This is a genomic window from Aquimarina addita (genome assembly GCF_039539305.1).
Classification (GTDB): Bacteria; Bacteroidota; Bacteroidia; order Flavobacteriales; family Flavobacteriaceae; genus Aquimarina; species Aquimarina addita.
Window position 1 is genome coordinate 582,668 of sequence record NZ_BAABCW010000001.1, and the last position, 21,111, is coordinate 603,778.

The 21,111-nt window shown below is 32.1% G+C and carries 17 protein-coding genes; 15 read left to right on the plus strand and 2 right to left on the minus strand.

Features of this window, described 5'->3' with window-relative positions; all coding sequences use genetic code 11:
* Positions 1-105: 105 nt before the first annotated feature.
* The 10 genes from ABD816_RS02565 (at position 106) to ABD816_RS02610 (ending at position 13,366) form a co-directional block, all read left to right on the plus strand.
* A complete protein-coding gene (locus ABD816_RS02565) occupies positions 106-2,307 on the plus strand; it encodes a polyribonucleotide nucleotidyltransferase (protein ID WP_344924444.1) in 2,202 nt (733 codons plus the stop codon).
* A 525-nt stretch (positions 2,308-2,832) separates the two neighbouring features.
* On the plus strand, positions 2,833-5,355 hold the full coding sequence (locus ABD816_RS02570) for a chondroitinase-B domain-containing protein (protein ID WP_344924446.1): 2,523 nt from the start codon (positions 2,833-2,835) through the stop codon (positions 5,353-5,355).
* Positions 5,356-5,664: 309 nt separating this feature from the next.
* Positions 5,665-6,222, plus strand: coding sequence for an RNA polymerase sigma factor (locus tag ABD816_RS02575; protein WP_344924447.1), 558 nt, complete (start codon positions 5,665-5,667; stop codon positions 6,220-6,222).
* Positions 6,215-7,690: a hypothetical protein gene (locus tag ABD816_RS02580; RefSeq protein WP_344924449.1), complete on the plus strand. Its 1,476-nt coding sequence runs from the start codon at positions 6,215-6,217 to the stop codon at positions 7,688-7,690. Before ABD816_RS02575 ends, ABD816_RS02580 begins: the two co-directional genes overlap by 8 nt.
* Before the next feature lie 448 nt (positions 7,691-8,138).
* A complete protein-coding gene (locus ABD816_RS02585) occupies positions 8,139-9,170 on the plus strand; it encodes a hypothetical protein (RefSeq protein ID WP_344924452.1) in 1,032 nt (343 codons plus the stop codon).
* A gap of 45 nt (positions 9,171-9,215) precedes the next feature.
* Positions 9,216-9,908 carry a hypothetical protein gene (locus tag ABD816_RS02590; protein ID WP_344924454.1) on the plus strand — a complete coding sequence of 231 codons (693 nt, stop codon included), beginning with the start codon at positions 9,216-9,218 and terminating at the stop codon, positions 9,906-9,908.
* Positions 9,909-10,181: 273 nt separating this feature from the next.
* A complete protein-coding gene (locus ABD816_RS02595; RefSeq protein WP_027395748.1) occupies positions 10,182-11,045 on the plus strand; it encodes a sigma-70 family RNA polymerase sigma factor in 864 nt (287 codons plus the stop codon).
* Between the two features lie 229 nt (positions 11,046-11,274).
* Positions 11,275-11,682 (plus strand): BLUF domain-containing protein, encoded by a 408-nt coding sequence (locus tag ABD816_RS02600; RefSeq protein ID WP_344924456.1) that lies wholly within the window; start codon positions 11,275-11,277, stop codon positions 11,680-11,682.
* A gap of 56 nt (positions 11,683-11,738) precedes the next feature.
* The gene (gene rpe, locus ABD816_RS02605) at positions 11,739-12,398 is read left to right on the plus strand and encodes a ribulose-phosphate 3-epimerase (protein WP_344924458.1); all 660 of its coding nucleotides are present in this window, start codon (positions 11,739-11,741) and stop codon (positions 12,396-12,398) included.
* Entirely contained in the window at positions 12,398-13,366 is a 969-nt protein-coding gene (locus ABD816_RS02610; RefSeq protein WP_344924459.1) for a YpdA family putative bacillithiol disulfide reductase, read from the plus strand. The genes rpe and ABD816_RS02610 overlap by 1 nt, the downstream gene beginning before the upstream one ends.
* Before the next feature lie 65 nt (positions 13,367-13,431).
* Here the strand turns inward: ABD816_RS02610 and ABD816_RS02615 are convergent, their stop codons facing one another.
* Positions 13,432-14,136, minus strand: coding sequence for a Bax inhibitor-1/YccA family protein (locus ABD816_RS02615; RefSeq protein ID WP_344924461.1), 705 nt, complete (start codon positions 14,134-14,136; stop codon positions 13,432-13,434).
* Between the two features lie 58 nt (positions 14,137-14,194).
* Complete coding sequence (locus tag ABD816_RS02620) at positions 14,195-15,055, minus strand: zinc-dependent peptidase (protein WP_344924463.1); 861 nt, start codon at positions 15,053-15,055, stop codon at positions 14,195-14,197.
* A 178-nt stretch (positions 15,056-15,233) separates the two neighbouring features.
* On the opposite strand from ABD816_RS02620, the gene ABD816_RS02625 reads away from it, so the two are divergent.
* From ABD816_RS02625 to ABD816_RS02645, 5 genes are all read left to right on the plus strand, one after another.
* Positions 15,234-15,662, plus strand: coding sequence for a DUF1801 domain-containing protein (locus tag ABD816_RS02625; protein WP_344924465.1), 429 nt, complete (start codon positions 15,234-15,236; stop codon positions 15,660-15,662).
* A 160-nt stretch (positions 15,663-15,822) separates the two neighbouring features.
* Positions 15,823-16,788 (plus strand): peptidase associated/transthyretin-like domain-containing protein, encoded by a 966-nt coding sequence (locus ABD816_RS02630; RefSeq protein ID WP_344924467.1) that lies wholly within the window; start codon positions 15,823-15,825, stop codon positions 16,786-16,788.
* A 160-nt stretch (positions 16,789-16,948) separates the two neighbouring features.
* Entirely contained in the window at positions 16,949-18,595 is a 1,647-nt protein-coding gene (locus ABD816_RS02635) for a histidine kinase (RefSeq protein WP_344924470.1), read from the plus strand.
* A complete protein-coding gene (locus ABD816_RS02640) occupies positions 18,592-20,265 on the plus strand; it encodes a tetratricopeptide repeat-containing sensor histidine kinase (protein ID WP_344924472.1) in 1,674 nt (557 codons plus the stop codon). Before ABD816_RS02635 ends, ABD816_RS02640 begins: the two co-directional genes overlap by 4 nt.
* Entirely contained in the window at positions 20,265-20,996 is a 732-nt protein-coding gene (locus ABD816_RS02645) for a LytR/AlgR family response regulator transcription factor (protein ID WP_344924473.1), read from the plus strand. The genes ABD816_RS02640 and ABD816_RS02645 overlap by 1 nt, the downstream gene beginning before the upstream one ends.
* Positions 20,997-21,111 lie beyond the last annotated feature (115 nt).

The following is a 21,111-nucleotide window of genomic DNA, read 5'->3' on the forward strand; positions in this document are numbered from 1 at the left end:
TACAACAACACAACCTTGTCCGTCCGAGTAAGACGGGAAACCAATGTTTAATATAATTTATATGGACTGTCACTAGCAGCCATTATAAATTAGAATCAAAAAAATATGATTCCAAAAGTTTATAGAGAGGTCATTGACCTTGGTGATGGTAGAGAAATTTCTATCGAAACCGGAAAATTAGCAAAACAGGCACATGGTTCTGTTGTTGTTCAGTCAGGAAAATGTATGTTATTATGTACCGTAGTCTCTAATTACAGACAAAGTGATGTAGATTTTCTTCCATTAACGGTTGATTACCGTGAAAAATTTGCAGCTTCAGGAAGATATCCGGGTGGATTCTTCAAAAGAGAAGCAAGACCAAGTGATGGAGAAGTATTAACTATGCGTCTGGTGGATCGTGTATTACGTCCATTATTTCCAAAAGATTACCATTCGGAAACACAGGTAATGATTCAATTAATGTCTCATGATGAAAATGTAATGCCTGATGCGATGGCAGGACTAGCTGCATCTGCGGCTATTCAATTATCCGATTTTCCTTTTGAGTGTGCAATTTCAGAAGCACGTGTAGGTCGCGTTAATGGTGAATTCATTATCAATCCTACAAGAGCACAATTAGAAGAATCTGATATTGATATGATGATTGGTGCTTCTGCAGACTCTGTAATGATGGTAGAAGGTGAAATGGATGAAATTTCTGAAGAAGAAATGACAGAAGCAATTAAGTTTGCACATGAAGCTATCAAAGTACAATGCGCAGCACAATTAAGATTAGCAGAAGCTTTTGGAAAGAAGGAAGTTCGCGAATATGAACCGGAAAGAGCTGATGAAGATTTAGCTAAAAAAATTCATGAAATGGCATACGATAAAGTGTATGCAGTAGCAAAACAAGGATCATCTAAACATGAAAGAGGCGCTGCCTTTTCTGAAATAAAGGAAGAAATTAAAGCTACTTTTTCTGAAGAAGAATTAGAAGATTTTGGTGGTTTAATTTCTAAATATTACAGCCAAGCGGAGAAAGCGGCCGTTCGTAATCTTACATTAAATGAAGGATTACGTCTGGATGGAAGAAAAACTACAGATATTAGACCAATCTGGTGTGAAGTAGATTACTTACCTTCTGTACATGGCTCTTCTATTTTTACACGTGGTGAGACTCAAGCATTGGCTACCGTTACACTTGGGACATCAAGAGAAGCTAACAAAATTGATATGCCATCTTATGAAGGCGAAGAGACTTTTTACCTTCATTATAACTTCCCTCCTTTCTGTACAGGAGAGGCAAGACCGATTAGAGGTACCTCTCGTAGAGAAGTAGGACACGGTAACTTAGCGCAACGTGCTCTTAAAGGAATGATCCCAGAAGATTGCCCTTATACTGTACGTATCGTTTCTGAGGTTTTAGAATCTAATGGTTCTTCCTCTATGGCAACAGTATGTTCAGGAACTATGGCATTAATGGATGCTGGTGTAAAAATGAAAAAACCAGTTTCTGGTATCGCAATGGGATTAATTTCTGATGCTGATTCTGGTAAATATGCTGTTTTATCTGACATCTTGGGTGATGAAGATCACTTAGGTGATATGGATTTTAAAGTAACCGGAACGGCGGACGGAATCACCGCCTGTCAAATGGATATTAAAGTAAAAGGTTTAAGCTATGAGATACTTGTAAACGCATTGAAACAAGCCCGTGACGGACGTTTACATATTCTTGAAAAATTAACTGATACAATTCCTCAGCCTAACAATGAAGTTAAAGCACATGCTCCAAAAATGGTAACAAGAACCATTCCTGGAGAGTATATTGGTGCTCTTATCGGTCCTGGCGGAAAAGTAATTCAAGAATTACAAAAAGCTACCGGATGCACGATTGTAATCAATGAAGATCCCGTAACTGAAGAAGGATTAGTAGAGATTTTAGGAACAGATCAGGAAGGTATTGATGCTGTACTTGCTAAAATCGATTCTATTACCTTCAAACCTGTGGTCAACAGTGTTTACGAAGTGAAGGTTGTAAAAATGTTAGATTTTGGTGCAGTAGTAGAATATATGGATGCTCCTGGCAACGAAGTATTATTACACGTATCCGAACTAGCTTGGGAACGCACAGAGAACGTAAGTGATGTTGTCAATATGGGAGATGTTTTTGATGTAAAATATTTTGGAATTGATTCCAGAACTCGCAAAGAAAAAGTTTCCAGAAAAGCTTTATTACCTAGACCTCCTAGACCAGAAGGGGATCGATCTAAAGATGATAAACCAAGAGGTGATAGAAAACCCAGACCAGACAGAAGAGAAAAATAAAATCTTCTCTATTTTATAGTAAAAACGTCTTCATTTTATGAAGGCGTTTTTTTATGATCATATTCGTGATCACTAGAAAAAGCATTCATAGTAGGCAACATTAAAATCAAAAGAATTGAACAATCTCAACTCAAGAGACAAAGAATCAAAAAAAAACCTGACATACTAATTCCTAAGTCTGAATAGCTTGGAACTATTTGTTACTCATAACTATAGTGACTTAGAGAATCCTATTAATTAAATAAGTTATTTAGCTCATATTCAATACCCAAACTTATATAAAAACAATTCTAAAATGGAGAAACGTGATGATCAACGCATGCTGCATAAATAAATGAACTAAAATATTAAGAATAATTAACAGAAAAAATTAACAATATGTAAGTATCCTATTTATAAAAATACTAAATCCTCAAAAATGAGAAATTAAATCACTTTTCTAATCATTGCGTACTATATTTGCATGCCAAACAAAATTGGTTGACCAATTTTGTTATCCAAATTTACTAAAGAAAAACTTATATTATGATTAGAAAAACTACTCTTTTAATAATTACTATCTTATGTTTTTGTGTATCCTTTTCGCATGCACAAACCACAGTTAGCACGGATTCAGAACTGCAAACGGCCATATCCAACGCCACCGCAGGAACAACAATAATATTAGCAGATGGCATCTGGACTAACACCATCATAAATATTAGCAAGACAGGAACTGCTTCTGCTCCTATAACGATCAAAGCTGAAACCCCTGGTAGCGTTTTCTTTGAAGGTAATTCGCACGTACGTATGAGCGGTTCCTATATTATTTTTGAAGGGGTTGTGTTCCAAAATCCAATGAATTTGACTGATAACGGTGACACTTTGGATCCTGTGATAGAATTCAGAACTTCCAGCAATAATGAATGTGATAACTGTATTGTAACTAATATCAAAATTGATACTTATAACGGAACTGAAGATCAGCTATTAGATGTTTTTAAATGGATCATCGTTTATGGTCAACATAATGAAATCAGTTATAGTTCATTTATAGGAAAGTATGGTGTTGGAAGTATTATAAATGATAATAGAAATGAAACATCTACTGAATTTGCAGAACCTGATTATACGAGGATCCATCACAATTATTTTGCGGATAGAATACCTGTTTTAGGTGAAGTAAATTTAGAAAATGATCAAGATGCAATAAGAATAGGTAATAGCAGTACATCACTACACCCTTCTAATACAGAGGTTTACGAAAATCTTTTTAATAACTGGTCTGGTGAAGTAGAGATCATTTCAAATAAAAGTGGAGAAAACAAATATTATAATAATACTTTTAGAGATTATCAGGGATCTTTAACCTTAAGGCACGGAGATGATTGCGAAGTATATAATAACTATTTTTTTGCGGATAACAATTTATTTTCGGGAGCTATAAGAGTGATTGGAGAAGGTCATAAAGTATATAACAACTATATTGAAGGTGTTAATTCTCAAAAACCTAATAATGGGGGTACCACTAAAACAGCTGGAGGAATTAATGTATCTAACGGAAGACCTGGATCTGCCCTTAATGGATATTATCAGGTAAAAAATGCTACGATTGTTAATAATACATTTGTAAATTGTGATTATGGATTACGAGTAGGTACAAATGTAGGTGGAGATTTATCATTAGCTCCAGAAAATCTAATTATTGCTAATAACATCTTAATCAATACTAGTGAAAATGCTGTTGATGAACAAACCGCACCTACAGGAACCTCTTTTTATGAAGGCAATCTTACTCAAAACGGATCATGGGACTTAACTAATGGGACAAATGGAAACCAAACTATCTCCTCTGGTTTATTAGATAGCGATGCAGAATTCTATAGACTTGCTTCAGGAAGTGCTGCTATCGACGCAGGATTAGGAACGTATTCTTTTTTAACAGAAGATATCTTAGGAGGAGGCAGAACCTCAGCTTATGATGCTGGTGCAGAAGAATTTGGAGCTATGGGATCAAAACTACCGTACACTACTAACGATGTTGGTGTTCAGGTTGGTTTTCTTGCTTCACAGATTTCTTTTTTGAGAGCTTCAGTATCTGATATTACGCTTGAAGCAATTGGAGGTAATGCTTCGTTCATTATTAATTCTGATGTAAATTGGACTATTTCTGATGATGCTGGTTGGTTAACGGTAAACCCATCCACTGGAGTTGATAATGAAACTATTAATGTAACTGCTACTAGAAATAGTACAGGTTTAGAAAGAACGGCTACAATAACTATTACAGAAAACGGAGGAACTCTAAGTACAACAATTAATGTTGTTCAGGAAGATGGAATTTTTGATCCTAATAACCCTGAAGCCATCACTATAAATAGTGTAACCGCTGTAGGTTCTCAAGACGAAAGCTTATTTCCACCTAGTAACACAATAGATGAGGATCCAGAAACCAGATGGTCCGGTAACTCTTCTGACGGTTCAGCATATCTAACCTATGACTTGGGATGTGAACATATCATTACCAGTGTGAATATTTTCTTTCATAAGGGAGATGAGAGAACATCTAACTTCAAAGTACTAACTTCTATAGATGGAATTAATTTTACTGATCAAACAAGTCAATTAGGAGCGTCTTATAATGCTACTACTGGATATGCAACAAGCACTCAATTAAGCACAGAAGCGTTTGAAGAATTTGCTTTAGCTAATACTCCAAAAACTCGTTACATAAGAATTGCAGGATATGGAAACTCTGAAGGAAGTGGATGGAATAGTTACGAAGAAGTAGCAATCTATGGAGATGCAAATTGTGAAGCACTAAGTGTGGAAGATGCGACCTTTTCAGATTTAGGCATTTCTATTTTCCCTGTACCTGTTAGTGATGGTTTTCTTTCTATAACATCAAATAAACAAATTGGATTAATACAAGGGTTTGATTTGACAGGAAGAAAAGTGTTAGAGACTAAAATCTTAACTACTTCAGCAAAACTTAATGTTACTAATCTGGTTACCGGAACGTATGTGTTAAAAATTGGTAATGCATCAGATCTTTTTGTTATTAAGTAACTTATATAACATTCTAATAAACCAAAAGGTATTATTCAGGAAATGCCCTTTTTGATCTAAATTATATATTAACAACGCCTTCAGGAAAACTGAAGGCGTTTTTAATATCCCATAGCACATGACTTCTTTATGATATAAAATATATAGCCATAAAAAAAATTATTTTTTCACGTAACCTTTTTCTAAAATCCAGTCTAATATATGAGTTAAGTACAGTCTACTTATAAATATACAAGTTTACATGTTCATACATACTTAGAAAACGATGAAATAAAAACATTATATTACTATACCCATTAGAAAAAGACATTGATCGACAGACTAATAAAAGAGTGCAAAAAAAATAATCGGAAAGCACAGAGCGAACTTTTTTATCAATATAAAGATATTCTTTTCGCTTTATGCTTAAAATATTGTAGCAATACAGAAGAAGCAGAAGATATACTACAGGAATCATTTGTTACTATTTTCAAAAGAATTAATCAATATAAATCCAAAGGCTCTTTTGAAGGTTGGATGAAAAGAATAACTATTAACAATGCAATTGATAGATATAGAAAAAAATCGTTTACAAATATTCAGGTTAATGAAGAATTAATTGAAGACACAGAAACAAAAATAAATGAGTTTGATTTCCATTTTTCATTAGACGAATTACTTCAACTCATACATGAACTTCCCACAAAATACAGGCTTGTTTTTAGTTTATATGAATTAGATGATTATTCTCATAAAGAAATAAGTAGTTTATTAAAAATATCTGAAGGAGCCTCCAAAGCAAATCTCCATCGAGCAAAAGCTACATTAAAAGCAAAAATAGAATCCATAAATAAAGGGCGAAAAAAAATAACAGTATCTAATGGCTAAGAAAAAAGACATAGGAAAAGTATTTAAAGAGAGCTTTGATGGATTCAAAAGAGCACCAGATACCACCTGGGAGACTATTGAATTAGAATTAGACAAGGAAAAATCAACTAAAACATCCTATTGGCTTGTCTTTTCCGGAATCCTATTATTCTTATCACTGGGAGTATCTGGTATCTTGACGTACCACTATTTTATAACGAATCCTAAAACCCCTTCTAAAATAACAACGAATAATTTCGAAAAAGAATTCAGTGATACAACTACTGAAAAATCTGATACTATAGAGGTAACTAATCATAATTCACTAACCAATCAAACCGATTCTTTACAAACACAAATAACAGACATAGAGCATCTAATACCTACGGCTGACAACCCTGCGACACAAGACAACAAAAGCCAAGCTAACATACTGAAAAACGTATCAAAACCTACGTCAAAAACAAGTAAATCACTTTCTGAAAAAAGCAATAAAAGCAATAACTTAACTGTTAATAAATACTCAAATAAAATAAACCAGACTCCCAACTCGTCTGAAAGCGACCTCGGTGTTGCAACTTTTAAAAATGACAAAAACACGGCTATAGTCGATAATCCATCCATGAAAAAGAATCACACCACGGATTCTAACAATTCATATTCTGACACACCTAGAAAACATAGTTTTGAAGACTCCAGTGCTTCTTTAGACTACACCAAGGATTCTTTGTCAGATACAACCAGTGAAGAAAGAGAAGGAGAAGGAGAAGAAAACAAAAATGAATTAACGGTATTAAAAAATTCAATACCAGACCAAAAAGAAGATATTGAAAAAATAAATCCGGAAAATCAACTATTTTCTGGTGGGGTTAGTTTTGGTCCTGTCGCAATTATCACTAAACCTTTTTTACAAAACACTAATTCATTTATCAGTGATCAACTAGAAAGTTATGATGAAAAGACAAGGTTTAGTTTTGGCTACGGTGCTTTATTAAAAATTTCCAATAATGATAAATATGCTATAAGAATAGGATTCAACAAAATACAATGGCTTAGTAAAATGAGTGATATTCCTAGTGATAAGATTACAGGTATACCTTTCTTTTCTTTTTCCAGACCAGCAGATTCTGAACTTATAGACATTACTCAAAAAATAGACGTGTATGAAGTGCCATTAGATTTTACTTATCGGTTCTTAGAGAAAAAAATTAACACTTCTGTTATAGCAGGATTTCAATATCAGTTTATAGGTCAAAATACAATCATATTAAATAACTCTTCAGAAACAATTGGTAGCGCATCTAACCCTAATATTCGGGATACTAATGTTAGTTTACATATAGGTCTCAATTTTGAATATAAGTTGGCTAAAAAAATTCATCTCAACTTAGATACATTATTTAAACATCAAATAATGGATCTAGGTGACGATCTAACACATCCAGTATTTTATTTAAATACGCAATTTGGACTTTTATATACATTTTAGAATATCACTGCATCTTACTAAAATTCCAACTATTTGATTTGATACCTCTTTAATTACCAAAAAAAAATTGAAGGGACTACCATTTCTATGAGTTTATAATATCTAATCACGATAAACCATCGTTATCCTCACACGCATATAAAATCTGGATACATAAATTAATGAATTACAGTATGATTATAATATGCTCTGGGGATGGAGTTGCAATAATTCTACCATTGATTCAGACTAATCCTTTTAATACTGCTTCTACTATTTCTTCATTAGGGGAATTAATCTGTAGCAAAAGTTATGCTAGATTTTATAATTTGAACTAGCGAAAAAAATTTCAAATTATACAAGCTTAAAATAAAAACAGACTCGTATTAGCTATTTTCTTCCCTATATAACGTAACCATTCAAACATCTCTCGTCTATAGAATGAAAATAACATGTAAAATCTTGTCCGATGAGAAATAATTTATTCATAATCTTAAGTAGTCTTTTGCTAATGGTATCATGCCAAAATGAACCTTTTGAACTTTTAACGGAAAAAATTGATGTCGATTCTCCATTATTTTCAGATCTAAAAGCTATTACTAACTCAAAGTCCAAAGAGTCTGAAGTAGTCTGTCTTACTTTTGTCTACCCATTTAATGTATACCTATATGATGACAATGACCAGATTACCGATAGCGTTATCGTTTATAACGATCAGGAGTTCATAATACTTCTTTCAGAAATGAATAAGGAAGATGCTGTAGGCTTAAGTTATCCTATCTCTGGCGAGACTATACATGGTGAAGTCATTAATATTAATAATAACCTGGAACTTAAGGAGGCAATTGAAGCCTGTATAGAAGAGCAACTCATTGGATATTGTATACACCTGCTAGAAGAAAAAAATTGTATCTGGAAAATAGAATCATTAACAGAAGATATGCAATACGCTACTTCAGTAATTGATTTCTATATAGATGGTACAGGTATCTTATTTACACCCGGTGATGCGTTTAGAATATCCTGGATTCCATTATATATAGAACAACAGTTATATATTAATATCCGTGTTGAGGGGGATTCTGAAGTTGCAGAAGATTGGAATTTTAACTGGCAAGCGACTATTCTATCAGAGACCTCTATACAAATAGAACATTTAGAACAAAACTATATTATTACTAAAGAGTGTGATATTGAGAATGATTGTGATTATCTGGAATTTACAGCGTGTCACACGCCTGAAAGTGAAAACACATCAAACTTCATTTTTGAAGAATACACCGATTGTATTCTATCATTTCAGGAATACAATGACAATACAGAAACTCAAGTATCATTTTACACTACTTTACAAGATGCTATGCAACAAATTAATATGCTTTCTAAAGTGGGCTATACGAATACTAAAAACCCTGAAATAATTTTTGTCAACATTGCTAATACTGATGAGCAGAATGATCAAATTATCAAGATTGTTTTACATGCAATAATATGTGATTAAGATATCCAAAAGCGAAACACAAATACATAACGAACACTTTATATTATGAAAAATATACTGTTGATTGTATCAACTATTATATTAGGACTTTTAACATCCTGCTCTAACGATGATAGCAACCCAGATGAAGCACCCTTACAATTAATTAAAGTTTATGAGCAAATCACCATGGGAACAGAAATTTTTTCTGAAGGGACTGTAGAATACACTTATGGATTGAACGGATATCTTAGATTATTTACTGCAAGCAATTTCTCTAACAAATATTTATATAATGAAAACGATCAGTTGACTGAGTTAATATTGACTACAGAATCTCATGGTCAATCTAGTAGCTTTTATTCATATGATGAAGAACTGATTACCCAATCATTTGATACCGTAACTGATTCTAAAATTTTCTATGAATATAATAACAATTCACAATTGGTGCGTGTATATCATCCCTATAATGACATTCGTTATGAATACGATACAAAGGGAAATGTAAGCGCAATAATCGTAGATTCCGAAATATATAATCGTTTTCTATACGATGATATGAAAAACCCTTTTAGTTTACTGTTTCCAGATGCTTACAATAAAATAAGAGGAATCTCTTATCATAACAAAATCTATAGTGAACGCGATAAAGAAAAAACTATCTTTGAATACAATGAAAATAAGTACCCCGTGACATCAACCAAAACGATTGCCGGAGGATATGTTATCAAGCGAGAATACTACTATAATAGATAAACATATATTGATTCATCTTAAAACATTTGAAAAAAGTTTTACACCTAAAAACTAATAGAGCATACATACAATCCTAAAAAAAGACAACCTGTTGTTTAAATAATTTGTAATTAATAGAAGTTCTACTCGACTAATTATCAGAAAAGTAGTGGATAATTAATGAAAAACGAAAAAATAAAACTACTTTTTTGTAACATTTTAGTAACATACCACGTATAATAGTTAGAATACAAGCCCTAAAACATTCACTATATTAAATTTCGAGGATAACAGATGAGACAACTTAAGATTACGAAGCAGGTAACGAATCGTGAAACTGCATCGCTGGATAAGTATTTGCAGGAAATTGGAAAAGTAGATCTGATTACTGCCGATGAGGAAGTAGAATTAGCACAGCGTATCAAGGCTGGAGATGAAAGAGCCCTCGAAAAATTAACAAAAGCAAACCTTAGATTCGTAGTATCTGTTGCAAAGCAATACCAAAATCAAGGACTCACTTTACCAGATTTGATTAACGAAGGTAATCTTGGTCTAATTAAAGCTGCTAAACGTTTTGATGAAACCAGAGGTTTTAAATTTATATCATATGCGGTATGGTGGATTCGTCAATCGATCTTACAAGCGTTAGCAGAACAATCTCGTATTGTACGTTTACCATTAAATAAAATTGGTTCTATTAATAAGATCAATAAAACATATGCTTTTTTAGAGCAATCTCATGAGCGCCCACCAAGTGCAGAAGAAATTGCTAAAGAGTTAGATATGACAATCAATGATGTCAAAGAGTCGATGAAAAACTCAGGACGTCACGTAAGTATGGATGCTCCCTTAGTAGAAGGTGAAGATTCTAACCTATATGATGTACTAAACTCTGGAGAATCACCTAATCCTGACAGATCATTATTACACGAATCTTTGCGTACAGAGATAGAGCGTGCTTTAGAAACATTAACACCTAGAGAAGCAGATGTGATTCGCTTATATTTTGGTCTTGGAGACCAACACCCTATGACATTAGAGGAAATAGGAGAAACATTTGATTTAACAAGAGAACGTGTTCGCCAGATTAAAGAAAAAGCAATTCGCAGATTAAAACACACCTCTCGTAGTAAAATATTAAAAACATATTTAGGATAATTATTTAATTTCCTAAATTACAATTACAAACAGTTTATAACATAACTGTTCGTTTTTTGATTGATGAATGACCTCCGGCTGATTACCGGAGGTTTTTCATTTATAAAACAATCTATTGCACTAACAAGAAATTAAAAGTATCTTAATCAAAAAGTCCTTATACATTTCAAAGTGAAATAAATTTAAAATCAGTAAGAATTATATTGAATTAATTTTATATAATACAAGTATGCTACAGACAATAGGCTATGTAAGTACCGTTGCTCCATTACTCAAAAATTCTGAGATGAAAGAACTATTTGAATTTGTAAAGAGGACTAATAGCAGCCTAGGGATTACAGGGATTTTGATGTATTCTGATGGTAATTTTTTTCAAGTTCTGGAAGGCGAAAAAGAACAGCTACAAAACTTGTTTAAAAAAATACAGTCTGATTCCAGACACTACAACGTTATCAAATTTTTTGATCGTAAAATAACGAGTTGTCTATTTACACAATACCAATCTTCATTTTCTGTTATTAGTAAAAAAAATGAATACCGTGATTTAGATGTATTCTTAAAAAATGAAAAATCTTCTGATCCTGATAATTTTAGAAAGATTTTATATCTGGTAGATAAATTTATGAAGACTTCGTAGTTTATGATTTCAATTAAAACTTAAATAGTATTTTTGTTATAAACAACAAAATTTTTATGGCTTCAAATTTAATTGCCCCTTCCGTACTTGCAGCAGACTTTGCTAATCTGCAGCGTGATGTAGAAATGATCAATAACAGTAATGCTGATTGGTTTCATATAGATATTATGGATGGAGTATTTGTCCCCAATATATCTTTTGGCATGCCAGTTTTAAGAGATATTGTAAAGTACGCTAAAAAAACAATTGATGTCCATTTAATGATAATTAACCCTGATCGTTATATTAAAACTTTTGCAGATTTAGGAAGCAATATCCTTACTGTTCATTATGAAGCATGTACACATCTTCACAGAACATTACAAGCGATTAAAGCAGAAGGAATGAAAGCCGGCGTAGCAATTAATCCTCATACTAACGTAGATCTGCTGGAAGACACCATACATGACATTGATTTAGTCTGTATCATGAGTGTAAATCCTGGTTTTGGTGGACAATCTTTTATTGAAAATACGTATAAGAAAGTTCAAAAATTAAAAGAGATTATTATTCGCAACAATGCGGATACGCGTATTGAGATTGATGGAGGAGTCACTGATAAAAATGCTAAGCAATTAATTGATGCCGGAGCAGATGTCTTAGTTGCCGGGAGTTACGTTTTTAAAAGTAATGATCCAATCCAGACAATACAAGGACTAAAAGATCTTATAGGATAATGAAACAGATAGAACTGGTCATTATTGGTGGTGGACCTATTGGGATCGCTTGCGGTCTGGAAGCTAAAAAGCAAGGCATCGAATATCTGATAATAGAAAAAGGTCCTATTACCAATTCACTGTATAATTATCCACAAAACATGCAGTTTTTCTCTTCCTCAGAAAAATTGGAAATAGATAACATCCCGTTTATTAGTATTGAGGCAAAGCCTAAAAGAAATGAAGCATTAGAATACTACCGAAGAATTGTTACTACCAATGATCTGAACATTCATCTTTTTGAAACAGTAACAAGTGTAAAGAAACACGAAGAACTGTTTTATATTGAAACAGAAAAACAAAAATACACAGCTACATTTGTGATTGTAGCTACAGGATTTTATGATATCCCGAAGATGATTAATATTCCGGGAGAAGATTTACCTAAGGTTTCTCATTACTATAATAACCCTCATTTTTTTGCAAAACAAAAGCTGGCTGTTGTAGGTGCAAGCAATTCTGCAGTAGATGCAGCATTAGAATGTTATAGAAAAGGAGCTGATGTTACTATAATTATTAGAGCACCAGAAATAGGAAAACGCGTAAAATACTGGGTAAGACCTGATATAGAAAATAGAATTAAAGAAGGTAGTATTAAAGCTTTTTATGATAGTACATTAAAAGAAATCAAGAGCGATACACTTATAATCAATACACCACAAGGGGAAATTACATTAGAAAATGATTTTGTATTAGCTCTAACGGGGTATCAACCTAATTTTGAATTTCTCAGAAATATAGGTATTCAGTTATCTGATGATAAAAAACTACATCCACACTATAATAAGGATACAATGGAAACTAATGTTCGTAATTTATACCTGGCTGGTGTCATTTGTGGTGGTATGGATACCCATATTTGGTTCATTGAGAACTCCAGAGTTCATGCTAAAACAATTCTATCTTCCATAGTAAGTAAACAAAAATAAGCTTAAAGCACAAAGCCAAACAGAGATTGTTTGGCTTATGAGTTTATCATTTCTTTTATCTAAAATTAATCGTTAGACAGTATACTAAGGATATACCAGAATAATAACATTAAGGATGCAAATAATCCTAGGGATGCTCCTACATATTGATCTTCAGAGTATTTGTGAACCATATTTGACGTTTGATATAAGATGGATCCCGATGCTAGTATTACCATACCTGCACTAAACCATAATCCAAGATTAAAACCAAAAATTAATCCAGCTACAATTAAACCAAGTGCAATAAAAAATCCGATAGTTAATGCTGATTTAAGAAATGAAAAATCTTTTTTAGTCAGTAGAACTACCCCAGATAATCCGGTAAACAATGCCAATGTTAATATGGCAGCCTGACTTAAAATATCACCTCCACCATTTCCTGCTACGATCATCGCATACCCGATCATAGGTATAAAAATAAAAGCTTCTGCTACTACATATAGAAGCAGACCTAAATATTGTTGCTTTAAATCATGGCTCTTATGTGCCATTTTTTCTGCATAACTTGTTGCTAGCATAAAACCACCCAGCATCAACATCCAGCTCCATCCCTGTGCCATCGAAAAGGCAAAGTTTACAAGAGGTTCTATCTGAAAGAAGATCCATTCTACAATGACGAATAATAATACTGCCATCGCCAGATGTGTATATGTTTTTTTATAAAAAGCAACTCTCTTCTCATCCGTAAGCGAATTGACCATAGGAGTGACTTGTCTTATTTCTTCCATTTTACTTTTTTGTTAAAATTATTTAATAGTATAAATATAAACAGTTATAGATTACGTATCATTCAAAATATCTAAAATTTAACATCTTTACTACATATGCATATATTTTAGGGAATTGTTGTTTTAATTTTTCTGGTGACTCCATGAATACCTCTACTAACACTGCAATAAATTCGAATTTATCTGTATACGCATAATCTCTAAGTATTTTTGTAGATACAATTTTGTTTCTTATTGTTACAGAAGATAAATATTGTTCTAATTCTAAAAAAGTATCATGAAAAATCTCAAAGCTAATATGATGACTTTTGAGAGACTCATAATGAATAGCGTGCGTAACCTCGTGTATCCCGAGATTCACACCATCATTCTGATGTAAATTTCCTTGCTTAAAATGTTCCCAGGAGAAAGCAAGTACCTTTGATCTTGGGTTGAATTCGCCATTATTTTTGGTCTTGTTAAGTATCGAATAATAAGAAGTAGGATATAAAATAACAGTATCTACATAATGTAGTAAATAGTTACGCATCCCAAAGGTAAGTTGCACCACCATCATAGCGACCTGCATGCGTTTATCATCATCAATTATCAATCCTTCCCTACCTACAAAAGTTATGGAGTCTATACATTTGACTATACGATGTTTAAAATATTTTTTTTCTCGTGTATCCAATCGATTGTACAAAACATTTGTCTCCAAAAATGGCTGTAGATGGTGAGGCATTGTTTTGAGCACCGGATAGAAGTGAACAAAAAAAGGTTTATGATAAAACTTTACATATATGGTCTCCAGATATTTTGCAACGTAATATGCACAAATAGAAACGACACCTATAACTAAAGCGATTCCAAAAAAACCCGGAATCACTGGCTCAGGGGTTGTCTGAATATACACTAGATTTAAAAAAAGAAAATTCAATAGATGTGAATATATTTTAGTCTACTAATTTAATTATAAAGCATTTAATAAAACGCATAGGCGGCGTATAAAGTATTTTAAAATCACATCATTTAAAATATTAACAAATTATTTTTTTAATATATTAGTAATTCAAATTATAAATCAACCCACATAGATTTAAAGAACATTAGCATTAATGAATAATCTAGAGGTATATACACATCCAAGTGTTGAATCCGTTTTCAAAAAGTATCCTAGTACGGTAAGAATTAAAATAGTACGCCTCAGAACTCTTATTTTAGAAACAGCTAACGAAGAAAAAGGAATACATGTCATTGAAGAAACCCTAAAATGGGGCGAACCCAGCTATTTAGTTAAGAAAGGAAGTACTATACGAATTGATTGGAAATCCGAAAAGCCCAATCAATATGCTATCTATTTTAAATGTACAAGCAAATTAATTCCTACCTTTAAAACTGTTTATAAAGACACGTTCTCCTTTGAAGGGAATCGAGCTATCATTTTTCAAATGGATGACGAGATACCTACTGCTGAATTAAAAAAATGTATCTTATCTGCATTAACCTATCATCACATTAAACATTTACCTTTACTAGGATTATAATAGCGTATAAAATTACAATGGATAGCACGGCAACAACGTAACATTTTGTTTTATTGCTACACTTATACATATACCTTTAATCAATTTATATGATAAAATTTCTTAATTGTGATATCAATAAACTAAAGACGACTAACAGAAAATTTATATATCTATACATATGTATTACAAACTATTAATTCTACCGATCATTTTTTTAATATTGAGCTGTGCGCAAAATACTAAATCAGATCAGGAAGGTAAAAAGGATGAAACTATCATATCAACACCCTTACATTCTAAAATAATAGGCACCTGGAAATTAATTTCAGCTAAAAAAATCATCAATACTGATACGACCATTACTAAATATACGAATACTATAGAAGGAATAAAAATTATCAACACATCCCATTTTTCATTCTTTCAACACGATTTAAAAAAGGGAAAAGATAGTGTTCCCAAATTTTCATCTGGTGGAGGGAAATATGTTCTAAACGGAAATAAATATGTAGAATTTCTGGAATATTGCAGTGCACGAGCATGGGAGAATAATAAATTTGAGTTTACGATTGCTATCAAAAATGACACTTTAACTCAAACAGGTATAGAAAGAATTCCATCATTAGATGTAGATCAAACCATTATAGAAACCTATGTAAAAACTAATAATAACAACACACCTATTCCTGTTATCCATAGTTTTGAAGATAAAGAAGTTTCCTGGTTTTCTACTAAAGGAGCTGCCTCTATAAAAGGTATTGCAAAATTTAAATCCAGAAATGAAAAGATTCATTTTGGGGATCAGTTTCGCATAGAACTAATGCCTTTTAGTCGATATACAGAGGAACGTCTTTTAAAAATCTATAATAACAAAGACTCTGGTGTTGTATATCTTGAAGATGGTGTACCCAGATTTATTCCAGATCCAGAGGCATATCATCAGACAATCAAAACTACTTGTAATGAGAAAGGAGAATTCGAGTTTACAGACCTTCCGGACGGAGAATATTATATTATCGCTTTTATGATATGGGATCAAAAAGTCGATACGAAAATAACTAATAAAACAGGTGGAGGGATTATGCAACGCATACATCTTACTGAAGGCGAAGTAAATACCGTAGAACTGGTAAACTTTAACTAATATTAGTTCTTTTTTTATAAGGGTATACTTATAAAAACAGGAAATAAAAAGTATAATAATAAAATAAACACGCTTATATTAGTAGCAGATTCTAATGAATATGAACATTCGTAAGGTACATTGGTTTATATTTTTTTTCGTAGTATTCTCTATAATACAGATGCAATCTCAAGAGGCTGAAGTATTGTTCAAAGAAAGAAGTTATAAAGAAGTAATAAGGGTTTTATTGAGAAAAGAAGCTTCCCAGAAACTTTCTACAGAAGAATCTTTTATACTATCCATATCACATAGTCGAATAGGAGAACTTTATGAGAGTTTAGCGATCCTGGATCGTGTCATTATAGAAACTACTGCAATTAAAGATACAATCAATCTTTTTAAAGCGTATAACTTAAAAGCAGAGAACTTTGTAGATCTATCTAAAATAAAAGAAGGTGTAGCATTATGTGATTCTATACTTCCTGTTTCAGAAAAAAACAATTCTAATCTTCTGGAAGGTCTCTGTATAAAATGTGGCATTTTATATGATGAACAGGGATCTCATCAAAAAGCTTATGAGACTTACAATAAAATTCAAAGCCAAAAGCTAAAAGAATCTGCTATATATATTAATAATTATGGTGTGATCCTGATGAATTTAGAAAAATATGATGAAGCATTGTATTTTCTAAAAAAAGGGATCGACGTCCATAATGCAGCTAATAAACGAGATAATAATAATGTTGCGCTTGCTAATATTGCCAAGATACATATGCAGCGTAAAGAATGGGGTGAAGCAAAGAAATATTTAGATTCAGCATCTAATTCACTAACCCCCAGAAGCAAAGCTTCCAGAAGAAAAAAACTATATCAATATTACTATCACTTCTACAAACTACAAAACAAATTAAATCACGCTAAAAATGTAGTAGAACAAATTGATATGAATAATGATTTAATTGTAGACGAAAAGATTGATGAAAAACTTTCAGAATTAAAAGCAATTGATAATAGAAAACAAACGTTACACAAGCAGGTAACAAAAATAAACTCACAGATACAAAAGTCAAAAAGACAGCAATTGATAAGTTACATCACTTTATTATCAATTGTTATTTTGGTATTAATTGGTATTTTCTTTCACTTTTACAGAAGTATCAAAATGAAGTATCGAAACCTCATTAATGAACAGGAAATACTGGTTTCTCAGATGACTCCTCATTTTATTTTTAACTCCTTATCGGTATTGCAAGGGATGATTCTTAATAGCGAAAGTAAAAAAGCCACTGCATATGTATCAAAATTTTCAAGTCTATTGCGATTAACCTTAAAAGAGGGCACTAGAAATTTCATTGCTATTGAAGAAGAATTAACGGGATTACAGGATTATATTGATCTACAGAATATGAGTACAGAGAGGACCATTACTTATACTTTTACAAAGGATCATTTTCTAAAAGAGAACAATCCATTAATTCCCTCTATGATTTTACAACCTTTCATAGAAAACGCTATTATTCATGGCTTTAAAGAAGAAATAGAAGCTCCTATAATCCGGATTAAATTATCCCGTGTTCAAAAAAAGATCTTATGTATTATTGAAGATAATGGTATCGGATACCTTGCAAAAAATGACAAAGCAGCCCATAAAAAGACATCATTAGCTATCCATATTGTAAAAGAACGACTCACCATCCTATCGGATCATATAAAAAGTACACCATATATACATATTGAAGATCTAAAAGCATATAATCAGCAAGGGACAAGAGTTACTTTAGAATTACCTTATCAAAACCAAAAAAGAAAACATTCCAACCTGCTATGAGGACAAAACTACTTATACTATGTTTCTTTGGTGCTTCTTTTATTGGGATTGCACAAAAAGAATCGGTTGAAATTTTATTTGCTAACAGAGCGTATGATTCTGTCATTTCGATTCTAACAAAAAAAGAATCGAAGACAGAACTTTCTATGAGAGAATTCTTTCTACTCACTCGCTCCTATGGCAGGACAGGTCAGTTTTCTAATGGATATGTACTGGCAAGTAAAATGATTGAGGTTGCTATGCAAAATAAAGATACGGTAAGTCTTTTAAAAGCTTATAATCTAAAAGCAGAACAGATTACTGATTTAGAAAAAATTAAAGAAGGTGTTAAATTCTGTGATTCTGTGATCCCTTTTTTCAGAGAAAAAGATTCTATAGAATTGATGAAACTTTGTTTTAAATGTGGTGTTCTTTATAACTATAATGACCAACCTAAAAAGGCATACAACACCTATTTAAAAATCACAAAAAAAGAATATAAAAACCTGCCTTTGTATAGCAGCAACTTTGGACTCATTCTGGCAAGTATGAGAAAAGAAGATGAAGCTATTGCATATTTTGAAAAAAGTATTCAGCATTATATTGATAATAACCGATTACAGCGGCTCAATAAACCGTTAATGAATATAGGACGCATATATTTATTAAAGCAAGATTGGGAACAATCAAAAAAGTTTCTGGATTCTGCTTATAAAATGCTTAAGTTTAATAATAGTTCGACACTTAAAGAACCCATTTTTGAAAATTATTATCACCTCTATCAGTTTCAGAAAAAAACAGAAGAGGCTGCCCGTTTTTTAGACAGTATCTATATCAATAATGAATCTTTATTAGAACAAAAAGTAACAGAAAAGATAAATTCTATAGAAGCCGCTAATGAAGGCGAAACACGTTTAGTAAAAAGAGTAAAAATCATCGACCAACAACTGTCTGATTTTGAAAATAAAAAATTAAAAGGGATTATCATATTACTCTCTATCCTCTTGGTCCTATTGGTCATCCTGTTTGCTTTTATATACAAAAATATTAATGCTGCTTATCAAAATGCGATTACAGAGCAACGATTACGTTGGTCAAAAATGAACCCTGATTTCCTTTTTGATTCTCTATCATTATTACAGAATATGATCACTGCCCGAGAACCTAAGAGTATTAAATATTTGTCTAAATTTTCTAAATATTTACGTCTCATTCTAGAAAGCTCCAGAGGAAACCTGATTTCTATACAAGATGAATTAACCGCAATAGGGTATTATGTAGCATTACAGCAAATGAAAACAGATACTTTAATTGATTTTACACTACATACAGATGAAGAACTAGAGGATAAAGAAATATACATCCCTCCTATGCTCATCCAGCCCTTTATAGAAAAGGCATTAGAAAACAACGATACTACTGGAATAGAAAAAACAACATTAACCGTTACTACTTCCTTTATTAATAATCAACTCATTTGTAGTATTGAAAATCGTGGATCGTATCTACAAAAAAATACGGTTATCAATTATACAAAAGATCAGGAAACGATAAAAAATATAAGGAAGCGATTAACAATTTTCTCTAAAAAATTTAAAGTTTTTGTAGATTTAAAAATAGAAAACAAAAACACAGACAAACAACAAGGTACTAAAGTGATACTCACATTACCTTATAAAGAAGAACTATAATGATCAAAGCACTAATAGTAGAAGATGAATTATATATTAGAAAAGGTTTAATTGCCATGATCCAAACACTTGATCAGGACATCCAGATTCTTGGAGAATGCGAATCTGTAAAGGATGCAATTACAGTTACTAATGCCTGTAAACCAGATCTGATTTTTTTAGACATTAATCTAAAAGATGGTATTGCTTTTGATTTTTTAGATGCAGTAAAACAACTTTCATTTCATATCATTTTTATTACCGCTTATGATCAATATGCGCTTCAAGCTTTAAAGAACGGAGCAGTAGATTACATATTAAAGCCGGTAGACATAGAAGAATTAGAACTCGCTATTAACAAGATTGATTCTCAACAGCCGGAGCAACAGCAAGAGCAGCTATCCATTGTAAAAAATCAAATTGTTCATGGAAAAAAAGATCGTATTGTTTTACGATTACAAGAAGGCTATCAAGTCATAAATTTTGAAAATTTAATGTATTGCCAATCTGATAAAGGATATACTACTTTTTTTACAGCTGATAAAAAATCATATATGGCATCAAAACCCATCAAAGAATTTGAAAAACAATTGCCAGAAGATTTATTTATAAGAACACATCAATCCTATATGGTGAACTTAACATACGTGGACAAATACGATAAAGCGGGTTATATTTTCTTAAAATCAGGAGCCAAAGTGCCTGTATCCACCAGAAAGAAAGATGAATTTGTTTCGCGGTTATTAGGATAACCATTTAGTGAATTTTAATAAACCAGACTTCTTTTATCTTGAGTCTTGAGCTAAATGTACTATTTTATTTGCTACACCCCAGATAGATCCTTTGCCATTTTACTGATTAAAATAA

Coding starts and splice junctions, on each gene's coding strand:
- ABD816_RS02595 (WP_027395748.1), top strand. CDS start 10,182: ATGAGACAACTTAAGATTACGAAGCAGGTAACGAATCGTGAAACTGCA.
- ABD816_RS02615 (WP_344924461.1), bottom strand. CDS start 14,136: ATGGAAGAAATAAGACAAGTCACTCCTATGGTCAATTCGCTTACGGAT.
- ABD816_RS02580 (WP_344924449.1), top strand. CDS start 6,215: ATGGCTAAGAAAAAAGACATAGGAAAAGTATTTAAAGAGAGCTTTGAT.
- ABD816_RS02565 (WP_344924444.1), top strand. CDS start 106: ATGATTCCAAAAGTTTATAGAGAGGTCATTGACCTTGGTGATGGTAGA.
- ABD816_RS02645 (WP_344924473.1), top strand. CDS start 20,265: ATGATCAAAGCACTAATAGTAGAAGATGAATTATATATTAGAAAAGGT.
- rpe (WP_344924458.1), top strand. CDS start 11,739: ATGGCTTCAAATTTAATTGCCCCTTCCGTACTTGCAGCAGACTTTGCT.
- ABD816_RS02630 (WP_344924467.1), top strand. CDS start 15,823: ATGTATTACAAACTATTAATTCTACCGATCATTTTTTTAATATTGAGC.
- ABD816_RS02600 (WP_344924456.1), top strand. CDS start 11,275: ATGCTACAGACAATAGGCTATGTAAGTACCGTTGCTCCATTACTCAAA.
- ABD816_RS02570 (WP_344924446.1), top strand. CDS start 2,833: ATGATTAGAAAAACTACTCTTTTAATAATTACTATCTTATGTTTTTGT.
- ABD816_RS02590 (WP_344924454.1), top strand. CDS start 9,216: ATGAAAAATATACTGTTGATTGTATCAACTATTATATTAGGACTTTTA.
- ABD816_RS02585 (WP_344924452.1), top strand. CDS start 8,139: ATGAGAAATAATTTATTCATAATCTTAAGTAGTCTTTTGCTAATGGTA.
- ABD816_RS02625 (WP_344924465.1), top strand. CDS start 15,234: ATGAATAATCTAGAGGTATATACACATCCAAGTGTTGAATCCGTTTTC.
- ABD816_RS02635 (WP_344924470.1), top strand. CDS start 16,949: ATGCAATCTCAAGAGGCTGAAGTATTGTTCAAAGAAAGAAGTTATAAA.
- ABD816_RS02640 (WP_344924472.1), top strand. CDS start 18,592: ATGAGGACAAAACTACTTATACTATGTTTCTTTGGTGCTTCTTTTATT.
- ABD816_RS02610 (WP_344924459.1), top strand. CDS start 12,398: ATGAAACAGATAGAACTGGTCATTATTGGTGGTGGACCTATTGGGATC.